Annotated in this window: 11 protein-coding genes, 2 tRNA genes and 3 rRNA genes; 7 read left to right on the plus strand and 9 right to left on the minus strand. The window is 57.6% G+C overall.

Annotated elements, in window-relative coordinates:
- Nucleotides 1-33: 33 nt before the first annotated feature.
- The 9 genes from CFBP1590_RS04330 to CFBP1590_RS04370 form a co-directional block, all read right to left on the minus strand.
- Nucleotides 34-1,389 (minus strand): 8-oxoguanine deaminase, encoded by a 1,356-nt coding sequence (locus CFBP1590_RS04330; protein WP_088234532.1) that lies wholly within the window; start codon nt 1,387-1,389, stop codon nt 34-36.
- 543 nt (nt 1,390-1,932) lie between these two features.
- Nucleotides 1,933-2,616, minus strand: a complete 684-nt coding sequence (locus CFBP1590_RS04335) for an SDR family oxidoreductase (RefSeq protein ID WP_029243538.1) — start codon at nt 2,614-2,616, stop codon at nt 1,933-1,935.
- Between the two features lie 205 nt (nt 2,617-2,821).
- Entirely contained in the window at nt 2,822-3,748 is a 927-nt protein-coding gene (locus tag CFBP1590_RS04340) for an ABC transporter permease (protein WP_054540888.1), read from the minus strand.
- A complete protein-coding gene (locus CFBP1590_RS04345; RefSeq protein WP_088234533.1) occupies nt 3,748-4,848 on the minus strand; it encodes an ABC transporter permease in 1,101 nt (366 codons plus the stop codon). Before CFBP1590_RS04345 ends, CFBP1590_RS04340 begins: the two co-directional genes overlap by 1 nt.
- Before the next feature lie 11 nt (nt 4,849-4,859).
- Nucleotides 4,860-6,413: an ABC transporter ATP-binding protein gene (locus tag CFBP1590_RS04350; RefSeq protein WP_088234534.1), complete on the minus strand. Its 1,554-nt coding sequence runs from the start codon at nt 6,411-6,413 to the stop codon at nt 4,860-4,862.
- A 522-nt stretch (nt 6,414-6,935) separates the two neighbouring features.
- On the minus strand, nt 6,936-7,529 hold the full coding sequence (locus CFBP1590_RS04355) for an IMPACT family protein (RefSeq protein WP_088234535.1): 594 nt from the start codon (nt 7,527-7,529) through the stop codon (nt 6,936-6,938).
- Nucleotides 7,530-7,561: 32 nt separating this feature from the next.
- A complete protein-coding gene (locus CFBP1590_RS04360) occupies nt 7,562-8,224 on the minus strand; it encodes a TetR/AcrR family transcriptional regulator (RefSeq protein ID WP_088234536.1) in 663 nt (220 codons plus the stop codon).
- An 84-nt stretch (nt 8,225-8,308) separates the two neighbouring features.
- Entirely contained in the window at nt 8,309-9,706 is a 1,398-nt protein-coding gene (locus tag CFBP1590_RS04365) for a uracil-xanthine permease family protein (RefSeq protein ID WP_088234537.1), read from the minus strand.
- A gap of 196 nt (nt 9,707-9,902) precedes the next feature.
- Nucleotides 9,903-10,823, minus strand: a complete 921-nt coding sequence (locus tag CFBP1590_RS04370; protein WP_054540893.1) for a LysR family transcriptional regulator — start codon at nt 10,821-10,823, stop codon at nt 9,903-9,905.
- A gap of 112 nt (nt 10,824-10,935) precedes the next feature.
- Between CFBP1590_RS04370 and aptA the strand changes: the two genes are divergently transcribed.
- From aptA to rrf, 7 genes are all read left to right on the plus strand, one after another.
- On the plus strand, nt 10,936-12,282 hold the full coding sequence (gene aptA, locus CFBP1590_RS04375; protein ID WP_029243546.1) for an omega-aminotransferase AptA: 1,347 nt from the start codon (nt 10,936-10,938) through the stop codon (nt 12,280-12,282).
- A gap of 83 nt (nt 12,283-12,365) precedes the next feature.
- A complete protein-coding gene (locus tag CFBP1590_RS04380) occupies nt 12,366-13,859 on the plus strand; it encodes a CoA-acylating methylmalonate-semialdehyde dehydrogenase (protein ID WP_088234538.1) in 1,494 nt (497 codons plus the stop codon).
- Nucleotides 13,860-14,438: 579 nt separating this feature from the next.
- Nucleotides 14,439-15,975 (plus strand): 16S ribosomal RNA (locus tag CFBP1590_RS04390).
- A 96-nt stretch (nt 15,976-16,071) separates the two neighbouring features.
- Nucleotides 16,072-16,148, plus strand: a tRNA-Ile gene (locus tag CFBP1590_RS04395).
- Nucleotides 16,149-16,192: 44 nt separating this feature from the next.
- Nucleotides 16,193-16,268, plus strand: a tRNA-Ala gene (locus tag CFBP1590_RS04400).
- A gap of 229 nt (nt 16,269-16,497) precedes the next feature.
- Nucleotides 16,498-19,391, plus strand: a 23S ribosomal RNA gene (locus tag CFBP1590_RS04405).
- Nucleotides 19,392-19,542: 151 nt separating this feature from the next.
- Nucleotides 19,543-19,658: ribosomal RNA gene (gene rrf, locus CFBP1590_RS04410) — 5S ribosomal RNA — on the plus strand.
- Together the 16S, 23S and 5S rRNA genes with 2 tRNA genes alongside form the textbook arrangement of a ribosomal RNA operon.
- Nucleotides 19,659-19,684 lie beyond the last annotated feature (26 nt).

Genomic DNA, 19,684 nt, shown 5'->3' on the forward strand with positions numbered 1-19,684 from the left:
TGTCGATCCGTTCACAGCTTTACTGGTCTGGCCTCAGCCTTGAATCAGTTCCCGTGCCGCCTGACGATGCTCGGCAATCAGTTGTTGCAAATCCAGCCCTTCGACCTGACCGTCGATCACCCGCCAGCGTCCTGCAATCATGACCCGATCCGCGCGGTCTGCGCCGCACAGCAGCAGCGCCGACAACGGATCGTGGCTGCCGGAAAAACGCAGTTCGTCGAGTTTGAACAGCGCCAGGTCTGCCTGCTTGCCGACCGCCAGTTCACCAATGTCAGTGCGCCCCAGCAGTTGTGCCGAGCCCTTGGTGGCCCAGCCCAGTACGAGTTCCGGAGTGATCTTCTCTGCGCCGTAACGCAACCGTTGCAGGTACAGCGCCTGTCGGGCTTCCAGCATCATGTTCGAGGCGTCGTTGGACGCCGAACCGTCGACGCCCAGCCCGAGCGGCGCGCCTGCGGCGATCAGATCCAGCGTCGGACAGATGCCGGACGCCAGGCGCATGTTGGAACTCGGGCAGTGGCAAATACCGGTGCCTGCCGAGCCCAGTCGCTCGATTTCATCAGGATTGAAATGAATGCCGTGGGCCAGCCAGGTGCGCGGGCCGAGCCAGCCGACGCTGTCGAGATAGTCGACGGTGCGCAGGCCGAAACGCTGCAGGCAGAAGTCTTCTTCGTCGAGGGTTTCGGCCAGATGGGTGTGCAAGCGCACGTCGAGCTTTTCAGCCAGTGCGGCACTTTCAGCCATGATCTGCGGTGTGACGGAAAACGGTGAGCAGGGCGCAAGGGCGATCTGGATCTGCGCACCGTCGCCGCGCTCATGGTAGGTCTCGATCAGACGCTGACTGTCGGCCAGAATCACCTCACCCTGCTGCACGGTCTGTTGCGGCGGCAGACCGCCGTCCGCTTCGCCCAGACTCATGGAGCCGCGAGTGAGCATGGCGCGCATGCCCAAATCGCGAACGCTTTGCACCTGCACGTCGATGGCCTGTTCCAGCCCGTCCGGAAACAGGTAGTGATGATCGGCAGCGGTCGTACAGCCCGACAGCAACAGTTCGGTCAATGCGACTTTGCTGGCGACGGCGAGTTTTTCAGGCGTCAGCCGCGCCCAGACCGGATAGAGCGTCTTGAGCCACGGAAACAGCGGTTGATTGACCACCGGCGCCCAGGCACGGGTCAGGGTTTGATAGAAGTGATGGTGAGTGTTGATCAGGCCCGGCAGCACCACATGCTCGCGCGCGTCGAATACCTGATCGCAGGGCAGGGCAGGTTGTTGCCCGGCTGCGAGTACTTCAGTAATGACACCGCCTTCGATGACCAGCCCGCCGCGGGCGTCGAGGTCATTGGCGGTGAACACAGCAAGGGGATTTTTCAACCAGATACGTATCGCGGACATGGGCCGGCTCCTCTGAAAATGGGTTCAGGGTTAGCCAGCTCAGTGTTGCCCTGTCTGCTGATCCAGGGTGCGAGACAGACAGCGCCTCGGCAAGGTCGTGGAGTTTACTGAAGTGATCAGTTTTTAATCAAGTTGCGCGTGAAAGTGCGTGTGACGCGGAGCGTCACGAGATGCATGCTCACGCGGAGCGATGGGCACGATCAGTGTGGAGTCAGACAATTGATCGTTCCTCACGCTCTGCGCGTGATCGGCGTGCTTGAGATCACGCTGATCGTTCCCATCGCTCTGCGTGGGAATGCCTCTCAGGACGCTCCGCGTCCGCTCTCGAATGTGGCGCAGATGTGGGTCCAAGCTCCAGCGTTATCCACGTCATGCGCTCGGCTCACTGAATCCGCAGTCTGTGCCATTTGTGACGCGGAGCGTCACGGGATGCATACCCACGCGGAGCGATGAGCACGATCAGTGTGGAGTCGGACAATTGATCGTTACTCACGCTCTGCGTGGAAATACCGCCCAGGATGCTCCGCGCCCGCTCTTGATCACTTACCAGGCAATCGTCTCGCCCTTATAGTTGATGAAGTGATGCCCGCCCTTGCCCGCATAGGCGTTGAGCTGTTCCACCAGCCCGGTGGTGCTGGTCTGCACGTCAATGGCGGCATTCTCGCCACCCATATCGGTCTTGACCCAGCCCGGATGCAGCGACAGCACGGTCGGGCGTGGTTCTGGCAGTTGCACCACAAAGCTGTTGGTCATCGAGTTGAGCGCGGCCTTGCTGGCTTTATACAGCGTCATGGTCTCGCCTTCAGGGCAGGCAACACTGCCCAGCACCGAACTCATGAACGCCAGTACGCCGGTTTCAGGACGAATATGGTCGACGAAGCGTTCGGCCAGCCGGATCGGCGCAATGGCATTGGTCAGAAACAGCTGACCCAGTTCGGCGGCCGTCGCCTGAGCCGCGCTCTGGTGTTTAGGCCCCATGATCCCGGCATTGACGAACAGCACATCGAACACTTCCCCCTTCAGCTTCTGGACCAGCACTTCCAGCGAAGCGGTGTCATCAATGTCCACTGCTTCAATGCGTACGCCTTCGATGGCTTTCAGATTGTCGGCATTCTGCGGATCACGCACCGTTGCCGTGACCTTCCAGCCCTGTTCAGTCAGGCGTTGAACCAGCCCAAGCCCCAGGCCACGCGAAGCACCGATGATCAGCGCGGTTTTGGTCGTCATGAAAAAACTCCTTGGCAGATTGAAAAGAGGATTCGGAAAGCCGTTTCGGTTTCGGCAACGCGGTCGCCGACTTCGTTCAGATTGAAAGCCAACCGTTGAGCGACGAATTGCTCATCCCATGGGCAGTGATCAAGCTTGGCTCATGGTTGTGCGTAAGCCAAGCCTGAACGTTGCGGCCCTGCCTGCCGAATCATCTCTTCTTCTATCAATGCCCCGCCCGCCAAGGCTGCCCCAGCGAAACCGGCGCATACAACCGGGTGCGCAATGCATCGCGCGACAGCAGCACCAGAACGATGATGGTGGCGAGGTAGGGCAGCATGGCCAGCAGATTGGACGGGATTGCCAGGCCGATGCCTTGAGCGACCAAATGCAGGATGCTGGCCAGGCCGAACAGGTAAGCGCCCAGCAGCAGACGCCAGACGCGCCAGCTGGCGAAGACCACCAGCGCCAGGGCGATCCAGCCGCGTCCGGCGCTCATGTTTTCGGCCCACATCGGCGTGTAGGCAAGCGACAGATAGGCACCTGCCAATCCAGCCATTGCGCCACCAAACAGCACGGCGAGGGTGCGAACCCGCAACACGGGCAGGCCCATCGCACTGGCAGCATCGGGGTTTTCGCCGACCGCCTGAATGATCAGTCCGATTCGACTCTTCAGCAGCGCCCAGGCGACCAGTGCAAACAGGGCGAAGGACAGGTAGACCAGCAAATCCTGGGCGAACAGCATGCGACCAATCAGCGGGATGTCGCTTAGAAAGGGAATCGCAACCGGCTCGAAACCGCTGAGCGGCTTGCCGACCCATGCCGCGCCGACAAAACTCGACAGCCCGACGCCGAAGATGGTCAGCGCCAGACCCGTGGCCACCTGATTGGCGTTGAACACCAGCGCAACCAGCGCGAACAGTGCCGACAGCAGCATGCCTGCGAGCATCGCCAGCAGCACGCCCAGCCACAGGTTGCCGGTGCTCAGGGCGATGATGAAGCCGATCACCGCGCCAAACAGCATCATGCCTTCCTGACCGAGGTTGATCACGCCGCTCTTTTCACAGATCAGCTCACCCAGCGCGACCAGCAGCAGCGGGGTGCCGCATCGCACCATGGCGTAGAAAATATTGCTCAGCAGATCGATATCCATCACGCGGCTCCTACAACAGGCGTCATCTGACGCTTGGCCCAGCGCATCTTCAGGCGTGGGCGGTAAAGAATCAGTACGTCGCAGGCCAGCAGGAAGAACAGCATCATCCCCTGAAACAACTGGGTAATGGCGGGCGGCAGGTTCAGGGTCATCTGCGCGCTTTCGCCACCCAGATACAGCAGGGCGATCAACAGGCTGGAGAACAGAATGCCGATCGGATTGAGGCGCCCCAGAAATGCCACGGTAATCGCCGCGTAGCCATAACCCGGAGACACCTGCGGCACCAGTTGCCCGATGGGACCGGTGACTTCCGAAACGCCTGCGAGCCCTGCCAGTGCGCCGCTGATCAACAAGGCCAGCCACACCAGACGCTTCTCACGAAAGCCGACGAACCCGGCAGCGCGTTTGTCCAGCCCCAGTACCTTGATCTGGAAACCGATGAAACTGCGTTGCAGCAAGACCCACACCGCCACCAACGCCAACAGTGCGAAATACACGCCGACGTGAGCGCGGCCGTCTTCCATCAATAGCGGCAGGCGGCTGGCATCGCCGAAGGTCGCTGATTCCGGGAAGTTCATGCCTGCGGGATCCTTGAGCGGCCCGTGCACGAAATACAGCAGCAGGTTCAAGGCGATGTAATTGAGCATGATGCTGGTGAGGATTTCATTGGCATTGAAATGCGTACGCAACCAGGCCGTTACGCCTGCCCATGCTGCACCGGCCAGCGTGCCCGCCATCAGGACCATCACCAGCGCCCAGCGGCTTTCCATCTCGATGATGTTGACCGCAACAGCGCTGCCCGCCAGAGCGCCCAGCAGCAGTTGGCCTTCAGCGCCGATGTTCCAGATGCGCGCCTGATAGGCGACCGCCAGCCCCAGTGCACAAAGCAGGATCGGCAACGTCTTGACCATCAGTTCCGACAGGCCGTACAGGTCGCTGACCGGTGCGATCAACAAGGTGTGCAAGGTCACCCAGGGATCGAGCCCCAGGGCGATGAACAGCAGCGACCCGCAGACCAGCGTCAACACGGCCGCCAGCAGGGGAGAGCACCACAGCATGGCGCGCGATTGCTGGCCGCGCGGTTCCAGAGAAAGCAGCATGTTTTGCTCCGTTAACCCGGCAATTGGGCCTGGGTATGAGAATGATCGAACTGACCTGCCATCCAGCCGCCAATCTGCACGGTGCTGGTCTGTCCGGTCGGGATCAGGTGGGAAAGTTGTCCACCGCTCAGCGCGGCGAGGCGGTCGCTGATCTGGAACAGCTCGTCCAGATCTTCGGAGATCACCAGAATCGCTGCGCCGGCATCGCGCAAGGCAATGAGTGCGCGATGGATGGCAGCCGCCGCGCCGACGTCCACGCCCCAGGTCGGGTGCGCAGCGACCAGCAGTTTGGGGTTCTGCATGATTTCGCGCCCCAGAATGAATTTTTGCAGGTTGCCGCCCGAGAGGCTGCGCGCGGCGGTCTGGGTGTCCGGCGTCTTTACTGCAAAGCGGCGGATGATCTCGTCGGCCAATGCCCGAACCTTGCCGCGCTGAATCAGGCCTTTGCTGACCAGACCTTGCTGAAATGCTGTGAGCAGCGCGTTATCCGCCAGGCTCAGTTCCGGCACCGCGCCGTGACCCAGACGTTCGGCGGGCACAAAGGCCAGACCGCGCTTGCGTCTGGCATCGGGCCGCAGGTGGCCCACCGGTGTGTCAGCGAAACGCAGCGTGGCGGCCTGGGCGCGGGGCAATACCTGTTCACCGCTGAGCAGGGCCAGCAACTCGTCCTGTCCATTGCCCGCCACGCCTGCGATGCCGACGATCTCGCCGCTGCGCACCTCCAGACTGAGGTCTTTCAAGGAGCAGCCAAATGGATCGGGGTTGTGCCACGACAGTCGCTCGACCCGCAGAAATGGTGCCGCACCGGCGACTTTTTCATACTGTGCCGTCAGGCCTTCTGCATCGCCGACCATCAGACGCGCCAGTTCCAGATCCGAGCACTCTGCCGGAATGCAGTGCCCCGACACTTTGCCGTTTCGCAACACCGTGGCGCTGTGACAAAGGGCCCGGACCTCGCCCAGCTTGTGGCTGATGAACAGGATGCTGCAGCCTTCAGAGGCCAGATGCCGCAAGGTGACGAACAGCTCTTCGGCTTCCAGCGGCGTCAGCACCGAGGTGGGTTCATCGAGAATCAACAGGCGGATGTCCTGCATCAGGCAGCGAATGATTTCCACCTTTTGCCGCTCGCCAATCGACAGACTGTGCACCAGTCGCTGTGGCTCCAGCGCCATGCCATAGCGCTGCGAGACTTCGCGGATACGGGGTTCCAGTTGTTTCGGTGTACCGGCTGCCGCACCCATGGCCAGCGCGATGTTCTGCGCCACACTCAAGGTTTCGAACAGCGAAAAATGCTGGAATACCATGCCGATGCCCAGGCTTCTGGCCTGTGCCGGGTTGCGCATGATCTGCGGCTGACCTTGCCAGACAATGGTGCCGGAGTCCGGTTGCGTCACGCCGTAGATGATCTTCATCAACGTGCTTTTGCCCGCGCCGTTCTCGCCCAGCAACGCGTGGATTTCTCCGGGCTGGATGGTCAGGTCGACAGCGTCGTTTGCCAGACAGCCGGGGTACTGTTTGGTGATATGGCGTAACTGAAGACGCGCAGGTTTCGCGTGGTTTGGCATGTCAGGCTCTGAGGCAGGAGTGGGTCGCCCGTGGATAAAGCAAAATCCTGGCCAGGGGGTCAGCTTTTGTCGGGCGGCCCTGAATAAGGCCTGTGAGGAGAATGTCTGGAGGTTCCCGCAGACACTTGCGGTGTTTCAGCACCAGTTCGGGGCGTGCGTATCGGCGGCGAGGGCCAAATTGGCTCACTGTATTTGATCAAAAAACGTACAGTTGTCAGCGAGCGCGAGCTGCCAAGCCGCTGCGACACCCTTGCACCTGTTATCCACAGGTTGCTCCACAGTTCTTGTGTGAAACGCATCGAACCGGGCATAACGCCGAAGCGCTTGGATTCCGAAGGTGCTAAGCGCGTTTAAATCGCTGTTTTATCAACGGTTTCACACGTATCACGGTGTATTGTTCAAAAAGTGATCAATCGCCTGCATCGCTTGCCCGACAAGGCTTGCAGCGGTATGTGCTCAGCTTATCCACAGTCGGATGCACAGTAGATGTGGGCAACTGTGCACATCGTGATGAACCCTTGATTACAGCGTAGATGCCGGATGCAGGACGATTCTGCCACGACTCAGGTCAGCCAGTTGCCGCTGGAAGTTCTCCACATGCTCAGGGCCGATGGCAATCGACATTTCCACGCCATTGGCGGTGAAGTTTTCGGCTTCAACCAGGCCGCTCGATTCAGCCAGACGAACCTTGACCAGCGCCAGTTCGCTGAAGCTGCACTCAAGGTTGAAAGGCAGCCGGTTGACCAGCTCCACACGTGCTGCCTGCTGCAGGCATTTGTTGGCGCCACCACCGTAGGCACGAGCCAGACCGCCGGTTCCCAGTTGGATACCGCCGTACCAGCGAATGACCAGCACCACGACCTGATCGAAACCCTGCGCCTCGATCGCCGCAAGAATCGGGCGGCCTGCGGTGCCGCCCGGCTCGCCATCGTCATTGCTGCGGTATTGATCACCGAGTTTCCAGGCCCAGCAGTTGTGAGTGGCGTTCAGGTCACTGTGCTGGTCGATGAACGCCTGCGCGTCGGTCGGGCTGCTGATGGGGGCGGCGAGGGTGATGAAGCGGCTCTTGCGGATTTCTTCACGAAACTCGCAAGGGCCAACAAGGGTAAAAGGCATGCGTGCATCCGGCTGGCGACAAGGTGCCAATTCTACAAGGCTGGCGGCTTGAGCCCACAGCCTTTGACGATGATCCTGATCAGGTTGTCGCTGGCCTCGTCCATGTCCTGTTTGGTCAGGCGTGTACGCCCGGTGACGCGGCATATCTGGGACGCGAAGTCGGCGTAGTGCTGGGTGCTGCCCCACAGCAGGAAGATCAGATGCACCGGGTCGACCGGGTCCATCTTGCCGGCGTCGATCCAGGCCTTGAAAACCGCTGCCCGGCCCTGGAACCACAAGCGGTAATCCTGGCTGAAATATTCGCTCATGCATTCGCCGCCGCTGATGATTTCCATCGCAAAGATGCGCGACGCCTGAGGCTGGCGGCGCGAAAACTCCATCTTGGCGCGGATGTACCGTGCCAGCGCTTCTGCGGGGTCGTCCTCAACGCTGAGGGTATTGAAGGTGCTGTCCCACAGTTCGATGATGTTGCTCAACACTGCAATGTACAGCCCCAGCTTGTTGGTGAAGTAGTAGTGCAGGTTGGCTTTGGGCAGCCCGGCCTTCAGCGCGATGGTGTTCATGCTGGTGCCCTTGAAACCGTGACGTGCAAACTCGTCTTCGGCGGCCTTGATGATCGCTTCTTCATTTTTCTGACGAATGCGGCTGGCGGGCTTGGCAACGTGAGCGTTGTGCGCAGGGACTTGGAGGGTCATGGGCGGTTCCGGGCAGGTCAAGGGACGCAACGGACGAACAGATAACGCACCTGCGGCCATCCCGCAAGCACGGGCACTGGAAAATTATCGTTGAGGCTCAAAGGGTTCGGCTTCCTGGCCGGTTGTCTGTACGTCGGCGCAGGCTTTGCTTTCAGGGATCAACAGGCACATCAGAATGGCCGTGATGCCTCCGCTGGTGATGGCCGAGTCGAACAGGTTCTGCACGAGCTTGGGCATCTGATGGAGCAGCGCGGGCTGTGAGGCGATGCCCAGGCCTACTCCGAATGAGGTCGCAATGATCAGCATGCTGCGTCGATCCAGTGGCGACTGAGCCAGAATCCGGACGCCTGCCGCCGCGACGCTGCCGAACATCACCAGCGTTGCGCCGCCCAGTACCGGTTTGGGAATCTGCTGAACGATGGCGCCGATGTGCGGAAACAGTCCCAGCATGAATAGCACGGCACCGATGTACAGGCCGACGTAACGGCTGGCAACGCCGGTCAACTGGATGACACCGTTGTTCTGGGCAAAGGTGGTGTTGGGGAATGCGCTGAACGTGGCTGCGAGCATGCAACTCACGCCATCACCGAGCACGCCGCCCTTGAGCCTGGCCACGTAGCTCGGTCCGCTGATAGGTTGCCTGGCCAGCATGCAGTTGGCGGTCAGGTCGCCGACGGTTTCGATGCTGCTGATCAGATAAATCAGCGCGACGGGCAGGAAAGCGCTCCAGTCAAAACTGAAACCGAAGCGAAAGGGCACCGGAATGCTGATCAGCGGCAGGTCATGAATCGGTTGCGGGATGAGCTTGCCGCTGAACCACGCCGCCAGACTGCCGACGGCCAGGCCGATGATGATCCCCGACAGGCGAACCCACGGCGTGTTGGATCGGTTCAGTGCGATGATCACCACCAGCACGAACACCCCGAGTGCCAGATTCAGCGGCGAACCGAAATCGGGCGCATTGAAGCCGCCGCCCAGATCGGTCACGCCGACCTTGATAAGGCTGACACCGATCAGCGTGATCACAATCCCGGTTACCAATGGCGTGATGACGCGGCGCAGTTGTCCGATGCAGCGGCTCAGTACGATCTGCACCAGCGCGCCGAAAAAGCACACCCCGAAGATCATCGCCATGATGTCTTCCGGGCTGCCACCACGCTGCTTGACCAGAAAGCCCGCCGACAGCACCGCGCCGAGAAAGGCGAAGCTGGTGCCTTGCAGGCAGATCATCCCGGCACCGATGCCGAACGGGCGGCGCGCCTGAATGAAAGTGCCCACGCCGGACACCATCAACGCCATGCTGATCAGGTAGGGCAGGTAGGCGCTCAAACCCAGTGCGGAGCCGATAATCAGTGGCGGGGTGATGATGCCGACGAAGCTGGCAAGTACGTGTTGCAGTGCGGCAAGAGTAGCCGTCAGTGGCTTGGGGCGGTCGTCGAGGCCGTAGATCAGGTCACTGTTGTCGGAAGTTTCGGGCTGCATGACAGGCTCTCGGACTTTGGGGCAGAGGGAGGCGCCATGAGCTGGCGTTTCGTTATCCGGATCCAATGCAAAAAGCTGTCCACCTGCTCAGGTTATTGTCACGGGATGTGTGATACCGCCTGTGGTATCAAGGGTCTGCCGTGATTACGGGTCGCTTTTGTAGGCACACGTTCTCCTGCTGTCATGATGAAGTGTTTCATCGGGTAGCAGCCAATCCTTCCATGAAGCTTTCCAGCACCAAATGAGGGCGCCGTCCTTTACGCGTCACGGTCACCAGGCTCAGGTCATAAAACCGGGAGTCCGGTTTCAAGGCACGCAGCCTGCCTTCCTTTACCCAGGCGCTGGCGTAATGGTCCGGCAGATAACCGATGTAGCGCCCGGTCAGGATCAGAAACGCCATGCCCTCGCGATCCGACGCGCTGGCGGTGCATTTGAGCGCCTGATAATGGGCCTGAATCTCGGCGGGCAGTCTGAACGTCGGTGCAATGGCGTCCTGTTCGGCAAGGTGCTCGCTGCCGAGCAAAGCATCGGCTGCACGGAACAGCGGATGGCCGACTGCGCAATACAGCAGCGAGCGCTCGCTATACAGCGGCTGGTAATCGAGACCTGGCAGCGCGCTGACCTGAGGCACCACACCGACATGCAGCTTGCCCTCGAGTACCCCCTGTTCTACTTCGGCCGGGGCGCTCATGCGGATGTTGATGTGCACATCCGGGCCGCGTTCCTTGAGCTGCGAAATGGCATGGGTGATGCGCATATGGGGCATGGTGACCAGATTGTCGGTCAGCCCGATATTCAGCTCGCCGCGCAGATGCTGATGCAGGCCGTTGACCTCGGTTCGAAAACTTTCCAGCGCGCTCAGCAACTGCAATGCCGACTGATAAACCTCTTTACCCTCATCGGTCACCGAGAATCCCGCTCGTCCACGCTGGCAGAGACGCAAACCCAAGCGTTGCTCCAGATCGCTCATCTGCTGACTGATTGCAGAACGACCGATGCCGAGCGCACTTTCCGCGGCCGAGAAGCCACCAGCCTCGACTACGCTTTTAAACAGGCGCAAGAGTCGGATATCAAAGTCGCTGACTTGTGCCAGAGGATCGGTGCGACGGGTGCTCATTGTTTAGTCTCTACCAAACTAAAGATCGTGAAAGTCAGATTTTCCAGACTTTGGCTCCATGGCACCTTAACTGAAATAACTGCTTGCTCAAGCACACACGAGGTTCGTTTCAATGAATATGCTCGAGTCGTCCGATCTTTCTGTCGCCAGTCAGCTGAAGCTTGATGCCCACTGGATGCCCTACACAGCCAATCGCAACTTCCAGCGCGACCCGCGCCTGATCGTTGCAGCGCAAGGCAGTTACCTGACGGACGACAAGGGCCGCAAGATTTACGATGCGCTTTCCGGGCTATGGACCTGCGGAGCTGGGCATACCCGCAAGGAAATCCAGGAGGCCGTCTACAAGCAACTGGGCGTGCTGGATTATTCACCGGGCTTTCAGTTTGGCCATCCGTTATCGTTTCAGCTCGCGGAAAAAATCACCGAGCTGACGCCGGGCAATCTCAATCACGTCTTCTATACCAACTCCGGCTCCGAGTGCGCGGACACTGCCGTGAAGATGGTGCGTGCCTATTGGCGTCTCAAGGGTCAGGCCACCAAGACCAAGATGATCGGGCGGGCACGTGGTTATCACGGCGTGAACGTGGCAGGCACCAGCCTGGGTGGCGTGAACGGCAACCGCAAAATGTTCGGCCAGTTGATGGATGTCGATCATCTGCCGCATACGCTGCTGGCCAGTAACGCGTACTCCAAGGGCATGCCGGAAGCAGGCGGTATCGCATTGGCTGACGAGATGCTCAAGCTGATCGAATTGCATGACGCGTCGAACATTGCAGCGGTGATTGTCGAGCCGATGGCGGGTTCGGCAGGTGTGATCGTGCCGCCGCAGGGTTATCTCAAGCGTCTGCGTGAAATCTGCGATCAGCACAACATCCTGCTGATCTTCGATGAAGTCATCACGGGCTTCGGCCGCACCGGCTCGATGTTCGGTGCCGAAAGCTTCGGCGTCACACCTGACCTGATGTGCATCGCCAAGCAGATCACCAACGGTGCTATCCCGATGGGCGCCGTGATTGCCAGCAGTGAGATCTATCAGACGTTCATGAACCAGTCGACGCCGGAATACGCGGTCGAATTCCCGCATGGTTACACCTACTCGGCGCACCCGGTGGCCTGTGCTGCCGGTCTGGCTGCGCTTGAGTTGTTGCAGCGCGAAAATCTGGTGCAGCAGGCTGCGCAAATGGCCCCCCATTTCGAGAGCGCATTGCATGGCGTCAAAGGCAGCAAGAACGTCGTGGATATTCGCAACTATGGGCTGGCCGGAGCTATCCAGCTCGCACCGCGCGACGGTGATGCCATCGTGCGGCCGTTCGAGGCCGGGATGAAGTTGTGGAAAGCGGGCTTCTATGTGCGCTTTGGCGGCGACACCCTGCAGTTCGGGCCGACCTTCAACAGCAAGGCTGAGGACCTGGATCGGCTGTTCGACGCAGTGGGCGAAACGCTGAACCTCATCGACTGATCATCCTCGCTGACACCCTTCTTATATAAGCAGCGGGCGCGGAGTGATTCGCGCCTGCCGGAAACCCTTTTGGAGTTTTTTTCATGAGCAGCATTCAACACCTGATCCACGGTGAGTTCGTTTCCGATGACGGACGTACGGCCGATGTGTTCAATCCGTCTACCGGACAGGCCATTCACAAGGTGGCGCTCGCCAGTCGCGAAACGGTTCAGCGGGCGATCGATTCAGCCAAGGCAGCCTTTCCGGCATGGCGTAACACGCCGCCTGCAAAACGCGCTCAAGTGATGTTTCGTTTCAAGCAATTGCTGGAGCAGAACGAAGGCCGCATCGCTCAACTGATCAGCGAAGAACACGGGAAGACCTTGGAAGACGCAGCGGGGGAGTTGAAGCGCGGCATCGAGAACGTCGAATACGCCTGCGCTGCGCCGGAAGTCCTCAAGGGTGAATACAGCCGCAATGTGGGGCCGAATATCGATGCATGGTCTGACTTCCAGCCGCTGGGTATCGTTGCGGGCATCACGCCCTTCAACTTCCCGGCGATGGTGCCTTTGTGGATGTACCCGCTGGCGATCGTCTGTGGCAACTGCTTCATCCTCAAGCCGTCCGAGCGCGATCCCAGTTCCACGTTGCTGATTGCCGAGCTGCTGCATGAGGCAGGGCTGCCTAAAGGCGTGCTCAACGTGGTGCATGGCGACAAGGTGGCGGTGGACGCGCTGATCGAGGCGCCGGAAGTCAAGGCGCTGAGTTTTGTCGGCTCCACGCCTATCGCCGAATACATCTATAAGGAAGGCGCAGCACGAGGCAAGCGAGTCCAGGCATTGGGCGGCGCGAAGAATCATGCGGTGCTGATGCCGGATGCGGACCTGGACAACGCGGTCAGTGCCTTGATGGGCGCCGCTTATGGTTCGTGCGGCGAGCGCTGCATGGCGATCTCGGTTGCCGTCTGTGTGGGTGATCAGATCGCCGATGCGCTGGTGGCGAAACTGGTTCCGCAGATTCAGAGCCTGAAGATTGGTGCGGGGACGACCTGTGGCCTGGACATGGGGCCGTTGGTGACGGGGCAGCATCGCGAAAAAGTCAGCGGCTATATAGAGGATGGCGTTCAGTCCGGGGCGACATTGGTCGTTGATGGTCGCGGGCTTGAGGTTGCCGGTCATGAGCAAGGCTTCTTCATGGGTGGGTGCCTGTTCGATAACGTCACGCCGCAGATGCGTATCTATAAGGAAGAGATCTTCGGGCCGGTGCTGTGCATTGTGCGTGTCGACAGCCTGGAAGCGGCCATGCAACTGATCAACGATCACGAGTACGGCAACGGTACCTGCATCTTCACTCGCGACGGGGAGGCGGCGCGTCTGTTCTGCGACGAGATTGAAGTAGGCATGGTGGGGGTCAATGTGCCTTTGCCTGTGCCTGTTGCTTATCACAGCTTTGGTGGCTGGAAGCGTTCGCTGTTTGGCGATCTGCACGCCTATGGGCCGGACGGGGTGCGTTTCTATACCCGTCGCAAGGCAATTACGCAGCGCTGGCCGCACCGGGCGAGCCATGAGGCGTCGCAGTTTGCGTTTCCCAGTCTGTAAGTCATGGAGACCTGGATTGATCTGACCCCGTGTTTATTGGGAGCAGTGAAATAGATCTCAGGTTTTTGAAAATAACGGTTGACGCGCTCGTTGAGGTGTCTATAATTCGCCCCACTTCCGGCGCAGACGGAAACGAAAAAGCCTTGTAGTTCAATAAGTTACAAGGGTTTATCGAATGAGGTCAGCGAGGAGGTCGGTCGAGTTTGTCTGAATCGACAGCGGTGAGAAAAAAGAGTTTGACACGCGGTTGTAACGCTGTAGAATTCGCCTCCCGCTGACGAGCAACGCAGAGTTGATCGAAGCGCAAGTGATTGAAGTTGATAAGGAAACTTGGAAAACTTCAGAAAATAATCGCTTGACAGTTACAGAGGACGCTGTAGAATGCGCGCCTCGGTTGAGACGAAAGGCTCAACCCACCGCTCTTTAACAACTGAATCAAGCAATTCGTGTGGGTGCTTGTGGTGTGAGACTGAAGTCAACAGATTATCAGCAACCCAAGTTACTCCGCGAGAAATCAACGATGTAACCAACGATTGCTGAGCCAAGTTTAGGGTTTTCTCAAAACCCAGTTAGATGTTTGAACTGAAGAGTTTGATCATGGCTCAGATTGAACGCTGGCGGCAGGCCTAACACATGCAAGTCGAGCGGTAGAGAGAAGCTTGCTTCTCTTGAGAGCGGCGGACGGGTGAGTAATGCCTAGGAATCTGCCTGGTAGTGGGGGATAACGCTCGGAAACGGACGCTAATACCGCATACGTCCTACGGGAGAAAGCAGGGGACCTTCGGGCCTTGCGCTATCAGATGAGCCTAGGTCGGATTAGCTAGTTGGTGAGGTAATGGCTCACCAAGGCGACGATCCGTAACTGGTCTGAGAGGATGATCAGTCACACTGGAACTGAGACACGGTCCAGACTCCTACGGGAGGCAGCAGTGGGGAATATTGGACAATGGGCGAAAGCCTGATCCAGCCATGCCGCGTGTGTGAAGAAGGTCTTCGGATTGTAAAGCACTTTAAGTTGGGAGGAAGGGCAGTAACCTAATACGTTATTGTTTTGACGTTACCGACAGAATAAGCACCGGCTAACTCTGTGCCAGCAGCCGCGGTAATACAGAGGGTGCAAGCGTTAATCGGAATTACTGGGCGTAAAGCGCGCGTAGGTGGTTTGTTAAGTTGAATGTGAAATCCCCGGGCTCAACCTGGGAACTGCATCCAAAACTGGCAAGCTAGAGTAGGGCAGAGGGTGGTGGAATTTCCTGTGTAGCGGTGAAATGCGTAGATATAGGAAGGAACACCAGTGGCGAAGGCGACCACCTGGGCTCATACTGACACTGAGGTGCGAAAGCGTGGGGAGCAAACAGGATTAGATACCCTGGTAGTCCACGCCGTAAACGATGTCAACTAGCCGTTGGAATCCTTGAGATTTTAGTGGCGCAGCTAACGCATTAAGTTGACCGCCTGGGGAGTACGGCCGCAAGGTTAAAACTCAAATGAATTGACGGGGGCCCGCACAAGCGGTGGAGCATGTGGTTTAATTCGAAGCAACGCGAAGAACCTTACCAGGCCTTGACATCCAATGAATCCTTTAGAGATAGAGGAGTGCCTTCGGGAGCATTGAGACAGGTGCTGCATGGCTGTCGTCAGCTCGTGTCGTGAGATGTTGGGTTAAGTCCCGTAACGAGCGCAACCCTTGTCCTTAGTTACCAGCACGTAATGGTGGGCACTCTAAGGAGACTGCCGGTGACAAACCGGAGGAAGGTGGGGATGACGTCAAGTCATCATGGCCCTTACGGCCTGGGCTACACACGTGCTACAATGGTCGGTACAGAGGGTTGCCAAGCCGCGAGGTGGAGCTAATCTCACAAAACCGATCGTAGTCCGGATCGCAGTCTGCAACTCGACTGCGTGAAGTCGGAATCGCTAGTAATCGCGAATCAGAATGTCGCGGTGAATACGTTCCCGGGCCTTGTACACACCGCCCGTCACACCATGGGAGTGGGTTGCACCAGAAGTAGCTAGTCTAACCTTCGGGAGGACGGTTACCACGGTGTGATTCATGACTGGGGTGAAGTCGTAACAAGGTAGCCGTAGGGGAACCTGCGGCTGGATCACCTCCTTAATCGACGACTCAGCTGCGCCATAAGCACCCACACGAATTGCTTGATTCATTGAAGAAGACGATTAGAAGCAGCTTTTGCTTTGCACACCCTATATTGGGTCTGTAGCTCAGTTGGTTAGAGCGCACCCCTGATAAGGGTGAGGTCGGCAGTTCGAATCTGCCCAGACCCACCAGTTACCTGGTGAAATTGGTCAGAGCGCGTACGACACCCGGTTACGGGGCCATAGCTCAGCTGGGAGAGCGCCTGCCTTGCACGCAGGAGGTCAGCGGTTCGATCCCGCTTGGCTCCACCATTTACTGCTTCTGTTTGAAAGCTTAGAAATGAGCATTCCATCCGCTGGATGATGAATGTTGATTTCTAGTCTTTGATTAGATCGTTCTTTAAAAATTTGGGTATGTGATAGAAAGAAATAGACTGTTGACCACTTTCACTGGTGGTGAACAGGCTAAGGTAAAGTTTGTGAGAACAAACTTTCGGCGAATGTCGTCTTCACAGTATAACCAGATTGCTTGGGGTTATATGGTCAAGTGAAGAAGCGCATACGGTGGATGCCTTGGCAGTCAGAGGCGATGAAAGACGTGGTAGCCTGCGAAAAGCTTCGGGGAGTCGGCAAACAGACTGTGATCCGGAGATGTCTGAATGGGGGAACCCAGCCATCATAAGATGGTTACCTTACACTGAATACATAGGTGTATGGAGCGAACCAGGGGAACTGAAACATCTAAGTACCCTGAGGAAAAGAAATCAACCGAGATTCCCTTAGTAGTGGCGAGCGAACGGGGACCAGCCCTTAAGTTGGATTGAGAGTAGCGGAACGCTCTGGAAAGTGCGGCCATAGTGGGTGATAGCCCTGTACGCGAAAGTCTCTTTGCAATGAAATCGAGTAGGACGGGGCACGAGAAACCTTGTCTGAATATGGGGGGACCATCCTCCAAGGCTAAATACTACTGACTGACCGATAGTGAACCAGTACCGTGAGGGAAAGGCGAAAAGAACCGCGGAGAGCGGAGTGAAATAGATCCTGAAACCGTATGCGTACAAGCAGTGGGAGCCCACTTTGTTGGGTGACTGCGTACCTTTTGTATAATGGGTCAGCGACTTATTTTCAGTGGCAAGCTTAACCGAATAGGGGAGGCGTAGCGAAAGCGAGTCTTAATAGGGCGTCTAGTCGCTGGGAATAGACCCGAAACCGGGCGATCTATCCATGGGCAGGTTGAAGGTTAGGTAACACTGACTGGAGGACCGAACCGACTACCGTTGAAAAGTTAGCGGATGACCTGTGGATCGGAGTGAAAGGCTAATCAAGCTCGGAGATAGCTGGTTCTCCTCGAAAGCTATTTAGGTAGCGCCTCATGTATCACTGTAGGGGGTAGAGCACTGTTTCGGCTAGGGGGTCATCCCGACTTACCAAACCGATGCAAACTCCGAATACCTACAAGTGCCGAGCATGGGAGACACACGGCGGGTGCTAACGTCCGTCGTGAAAAGGGAAACAACCCAGACCGTCAGCTAAGGTCCCAAAGTCATGGTTAAGTGGGAAACGATGTGGGAAGGCTTAGACAGCTAGGAGGTTGGCTTAGAAGCAGCCACCCTTTAAAGAAAGCGTAATAGCTCACTAGTCGAGTCGGCCTGCGCGGAAGATGTAACGGGGCTCAAACCATGCACCGAAGCTACGGGTATCATCTTTTGATGATGCGGTAGAGGAGCGTTCTGTAAGCCTGTGAAGGTGAGTTGAGAAGCTTGCTGGAGGTATCAGAAGTGCGAATGCTGACATGAGTAACGACAATGGGTGTGAAAAACACCCACGCCGAAAGACCAAGGTTTCCTGCGCAACGTTAATCGACGCAGGGTTAGTCGGTCCCTAAGGCGAGGCTGAAAAGCGTAGTCGATGGAAAACAGGTTAATATTCCTGTACTTCTGGTTATTGCGATGGAGGGACGGAGAAGGCTAGGCCAGCCTGGCGTTGGTTGTCCAGGTTTAAGGTGGTAGGCTGAGATCTTAGGTAAATCCGGGATCTCAAGGCCGAGAGCTGATGACGAGTGTTCTTTTAGAACACGAAGTGGTTGATGCCATGCTTCCAAGAAAAGCTTCTAAGCTTCAGGTAACCAGGAACCGTACCCCAAACCGACACAGGTGGTTGGGTAGAGAATACCAAGGCGCTTGAGAGAACTCGGGTGAAGGAACTAGGCAAAATGGCACCGTAACTTCGGGAGAAGGTGCGCCGGTGAGGGTGAAGCATTTACTGCGTAAGCCCACGCCGGTCGAAGATACCAGGCCGCTGCGACTGTTTATTAAAAACACAGCACTCTGCAAACACGAAAGTGGACGTATAGGGTGTGACGCCTGCCCGGTGCCGGAAGGTTAATTGATGGGGTTAGCGCAAGCGAAGCTCTTGATCGAAGCCCCGGTAAACGGCGGCCGTAACTATAACGGTCCTAAGGTAGCGAAATTCCTTGTCGGGTAAGTTCCGACCTGCACGAATGGCGTAACGATGGCGGCGCTGTCTCCACCCGAGACTCAGTGAAATTGAAATCGCTGTGAAGATGCAGTGTATCCGCGGCTAGACGGAAAGACCCCGTGAACCTTTACTATAGCTTTGCACTGGACTTTGAATTTGCTTGTGTAGGATAGGTGGGAGGCTTTGAAGCGTGGACGCCAGTCTGCGTGGAGCCAACCTTGAAATACCACCCTGGCAACTTTGAGGTTCTAACTCAGGTCCGTTATCCGGATCGAGGACAGTGTATGGTGGGTAGTTTGACTGGGGCGGTCTCCTCCTAAAGAGTAACGGAGGAGTACGAAGGTGCGCTCAGACCGGTCGGAAATCGGTCGTAGAGTATAAAGGCAAAAGCGCGCTTGACTGCGAGACAGACACGTCGAGCAGGTACGAAAGTAGGTCTTAGTGATCCGGTGGTTCTGTATGGAAGGGCCATCGCTCAACGGATAAAAGGTACTCCGGGGATAACAGGCTGATACCGCCCAAGAGTTCATATCGACGGCGGTGTTTGGCACCTCGATGTCGGCTCATCACATCCTGGGGCTGAAGCCGGTCCCAAGGGTATGGCTGTTCGCCATTTAAAGTGGTACGCGAGCTGGGTTTAGAACGTCGTGAGACAGTTCGGTCCCTATCTGCCGTGGACGTTTGAGATTTGAGAGGGGCTGCTCCTAGTACGAGAGGACCGGAGTGGACGAACCTCTGGTGTTCCGGTTGTCACGCCAGTGGCATTGCCGGGTAGCTATGTTCGGAAAAGATAACCGCTGAAAGCATCTAAGCGGGAAACTTGCCTCAAGATGAGATCTCACTGGAACCTTGAGTTCCCTGAAGGGCCGTCGAAGACTACGACGTTGATAGGTTGGGTGTGTAAGCGCTGTGAGGCGTTGAGCTAACCAATACTAATTGCCCGTGAGGCTTGACCATATAACACCCAAGCAATCTGCGACTCGATTGAGCACAGATTGCGGTGACTGTGAAGACGACACGAACCGAAAGTTTGCGTCACGAACGACACCAATATCACATACCCATTTTGCTGAATCGCGCCGCTTGGCACGCTTCGGTACCCGAATTTCTTGACGACCATAGAGCATTGGAACCACCTGATCCCATCCCGAACTCAGCAGTGAAACGATGCATCGCCGATGGTAGTGTGGGGTTTCCCCATGTGAGAGTAGGTCATCGTCAAGATTAAATTCCAGAACCCCTCATCGCTT

The organism is Pseudomonas viridiflava, assembly GCF_900184295.1.
Classification (GTDB): domain Bacteria; phylum Pseudomonadota; class Gammaproteobacteria; order Pseudomonadales; family Pseudomonadaceae; genus Aquipseudomonas; species Aquipseudomonas viridiflava.

What these genes read in the sequence shown, in the direction of transcription:
- CFBP1590_RS04340 (WP_054540888.1), bottom strand. Translation starts at nt 3,748, where the DNA reads ATGGATATCGATCTGCTGAGCAATATTTTCTACGCCATGGTGCGATGC.
- aptA (WP_029243546.1), top strand. Translation starts at nt 10,936, where the DNA reads ATGAATATGCTCGAGTCGTCCGATCTTTCTGTCGCCAGTCAGCTGAAG.
- CFBP1590_RS04360 (WP_088234536.1), bottom strand. Translation starts at nt 8,224, where the DNA reads ATGACCCTCCAAGTCCCTGCGCACAACGCTCACGTTGCCAAGCCCGCC.
- CFBP1590_RS04380 (WP_088234538.1), top strand. Translation starts at nt 12,366, where the DNA reads ATGAGCAGCATTCAACACCTGATCCACGGTGAGTTCGTTTCCGATGAC.
- CFBP1590_RS04370 (WP_054540893.1), bottom strand. Translation starts at nt 10,823, where the DNA reads ATGAGCACCCGTCGCACCGATCCTCTGGCACAAGTCAGCGACTTTGAT.
- CFBP1590_RS04335 (WP_029243538.1), bottom strand. Translation starts at nt 2,616, where the DNA reads ATGACGACCAAAACCGCGCTGATCATCGGTGCTTCGCGTGGCCTGGGG.
- CFBP1590_RS04330 (WP_088234532.1), bottom strand. Translation starts at nt 1,389, where the DNA reads ATGTCCGCGATACGTATCTGGTTGAAAAATCCCCTTGCTGTGTTCACC.
- CFBP1590_RS04355 (WP_088234535.1), bottom strand. Translation starts at nt 7,529, where the DNA reads ATGCCTTTTACCCTTGTTGGCCCTTGCGAGTTTCGTGAAGAAATCCGC.
- CFBP1590_RS04345 (WP_088234533.1), bottom strand. Translation starts at nt 4,848, where the DNA reads ATGCTGCTTTCTCTGGAACCGCGCGGCCAGCAATCGCGCGCCATGCTG.
- CFBP1590_RS04365 (WP_088234537.1), bottom strand. Translation starts at nt 9,706, where the DNA reads ATGCAGCCCGAAACTTCCGACAACAGTGACCTGATCTACGGCCTCGAC.
- CFBP1590_RS04350 (WP_088234534.1), bottom strand. Translation starts at nt 6,413, where the DNA reads ATGCCAAACCACGCGAAACCTGCGCGTCTTCAGTTACGCCATATCACC.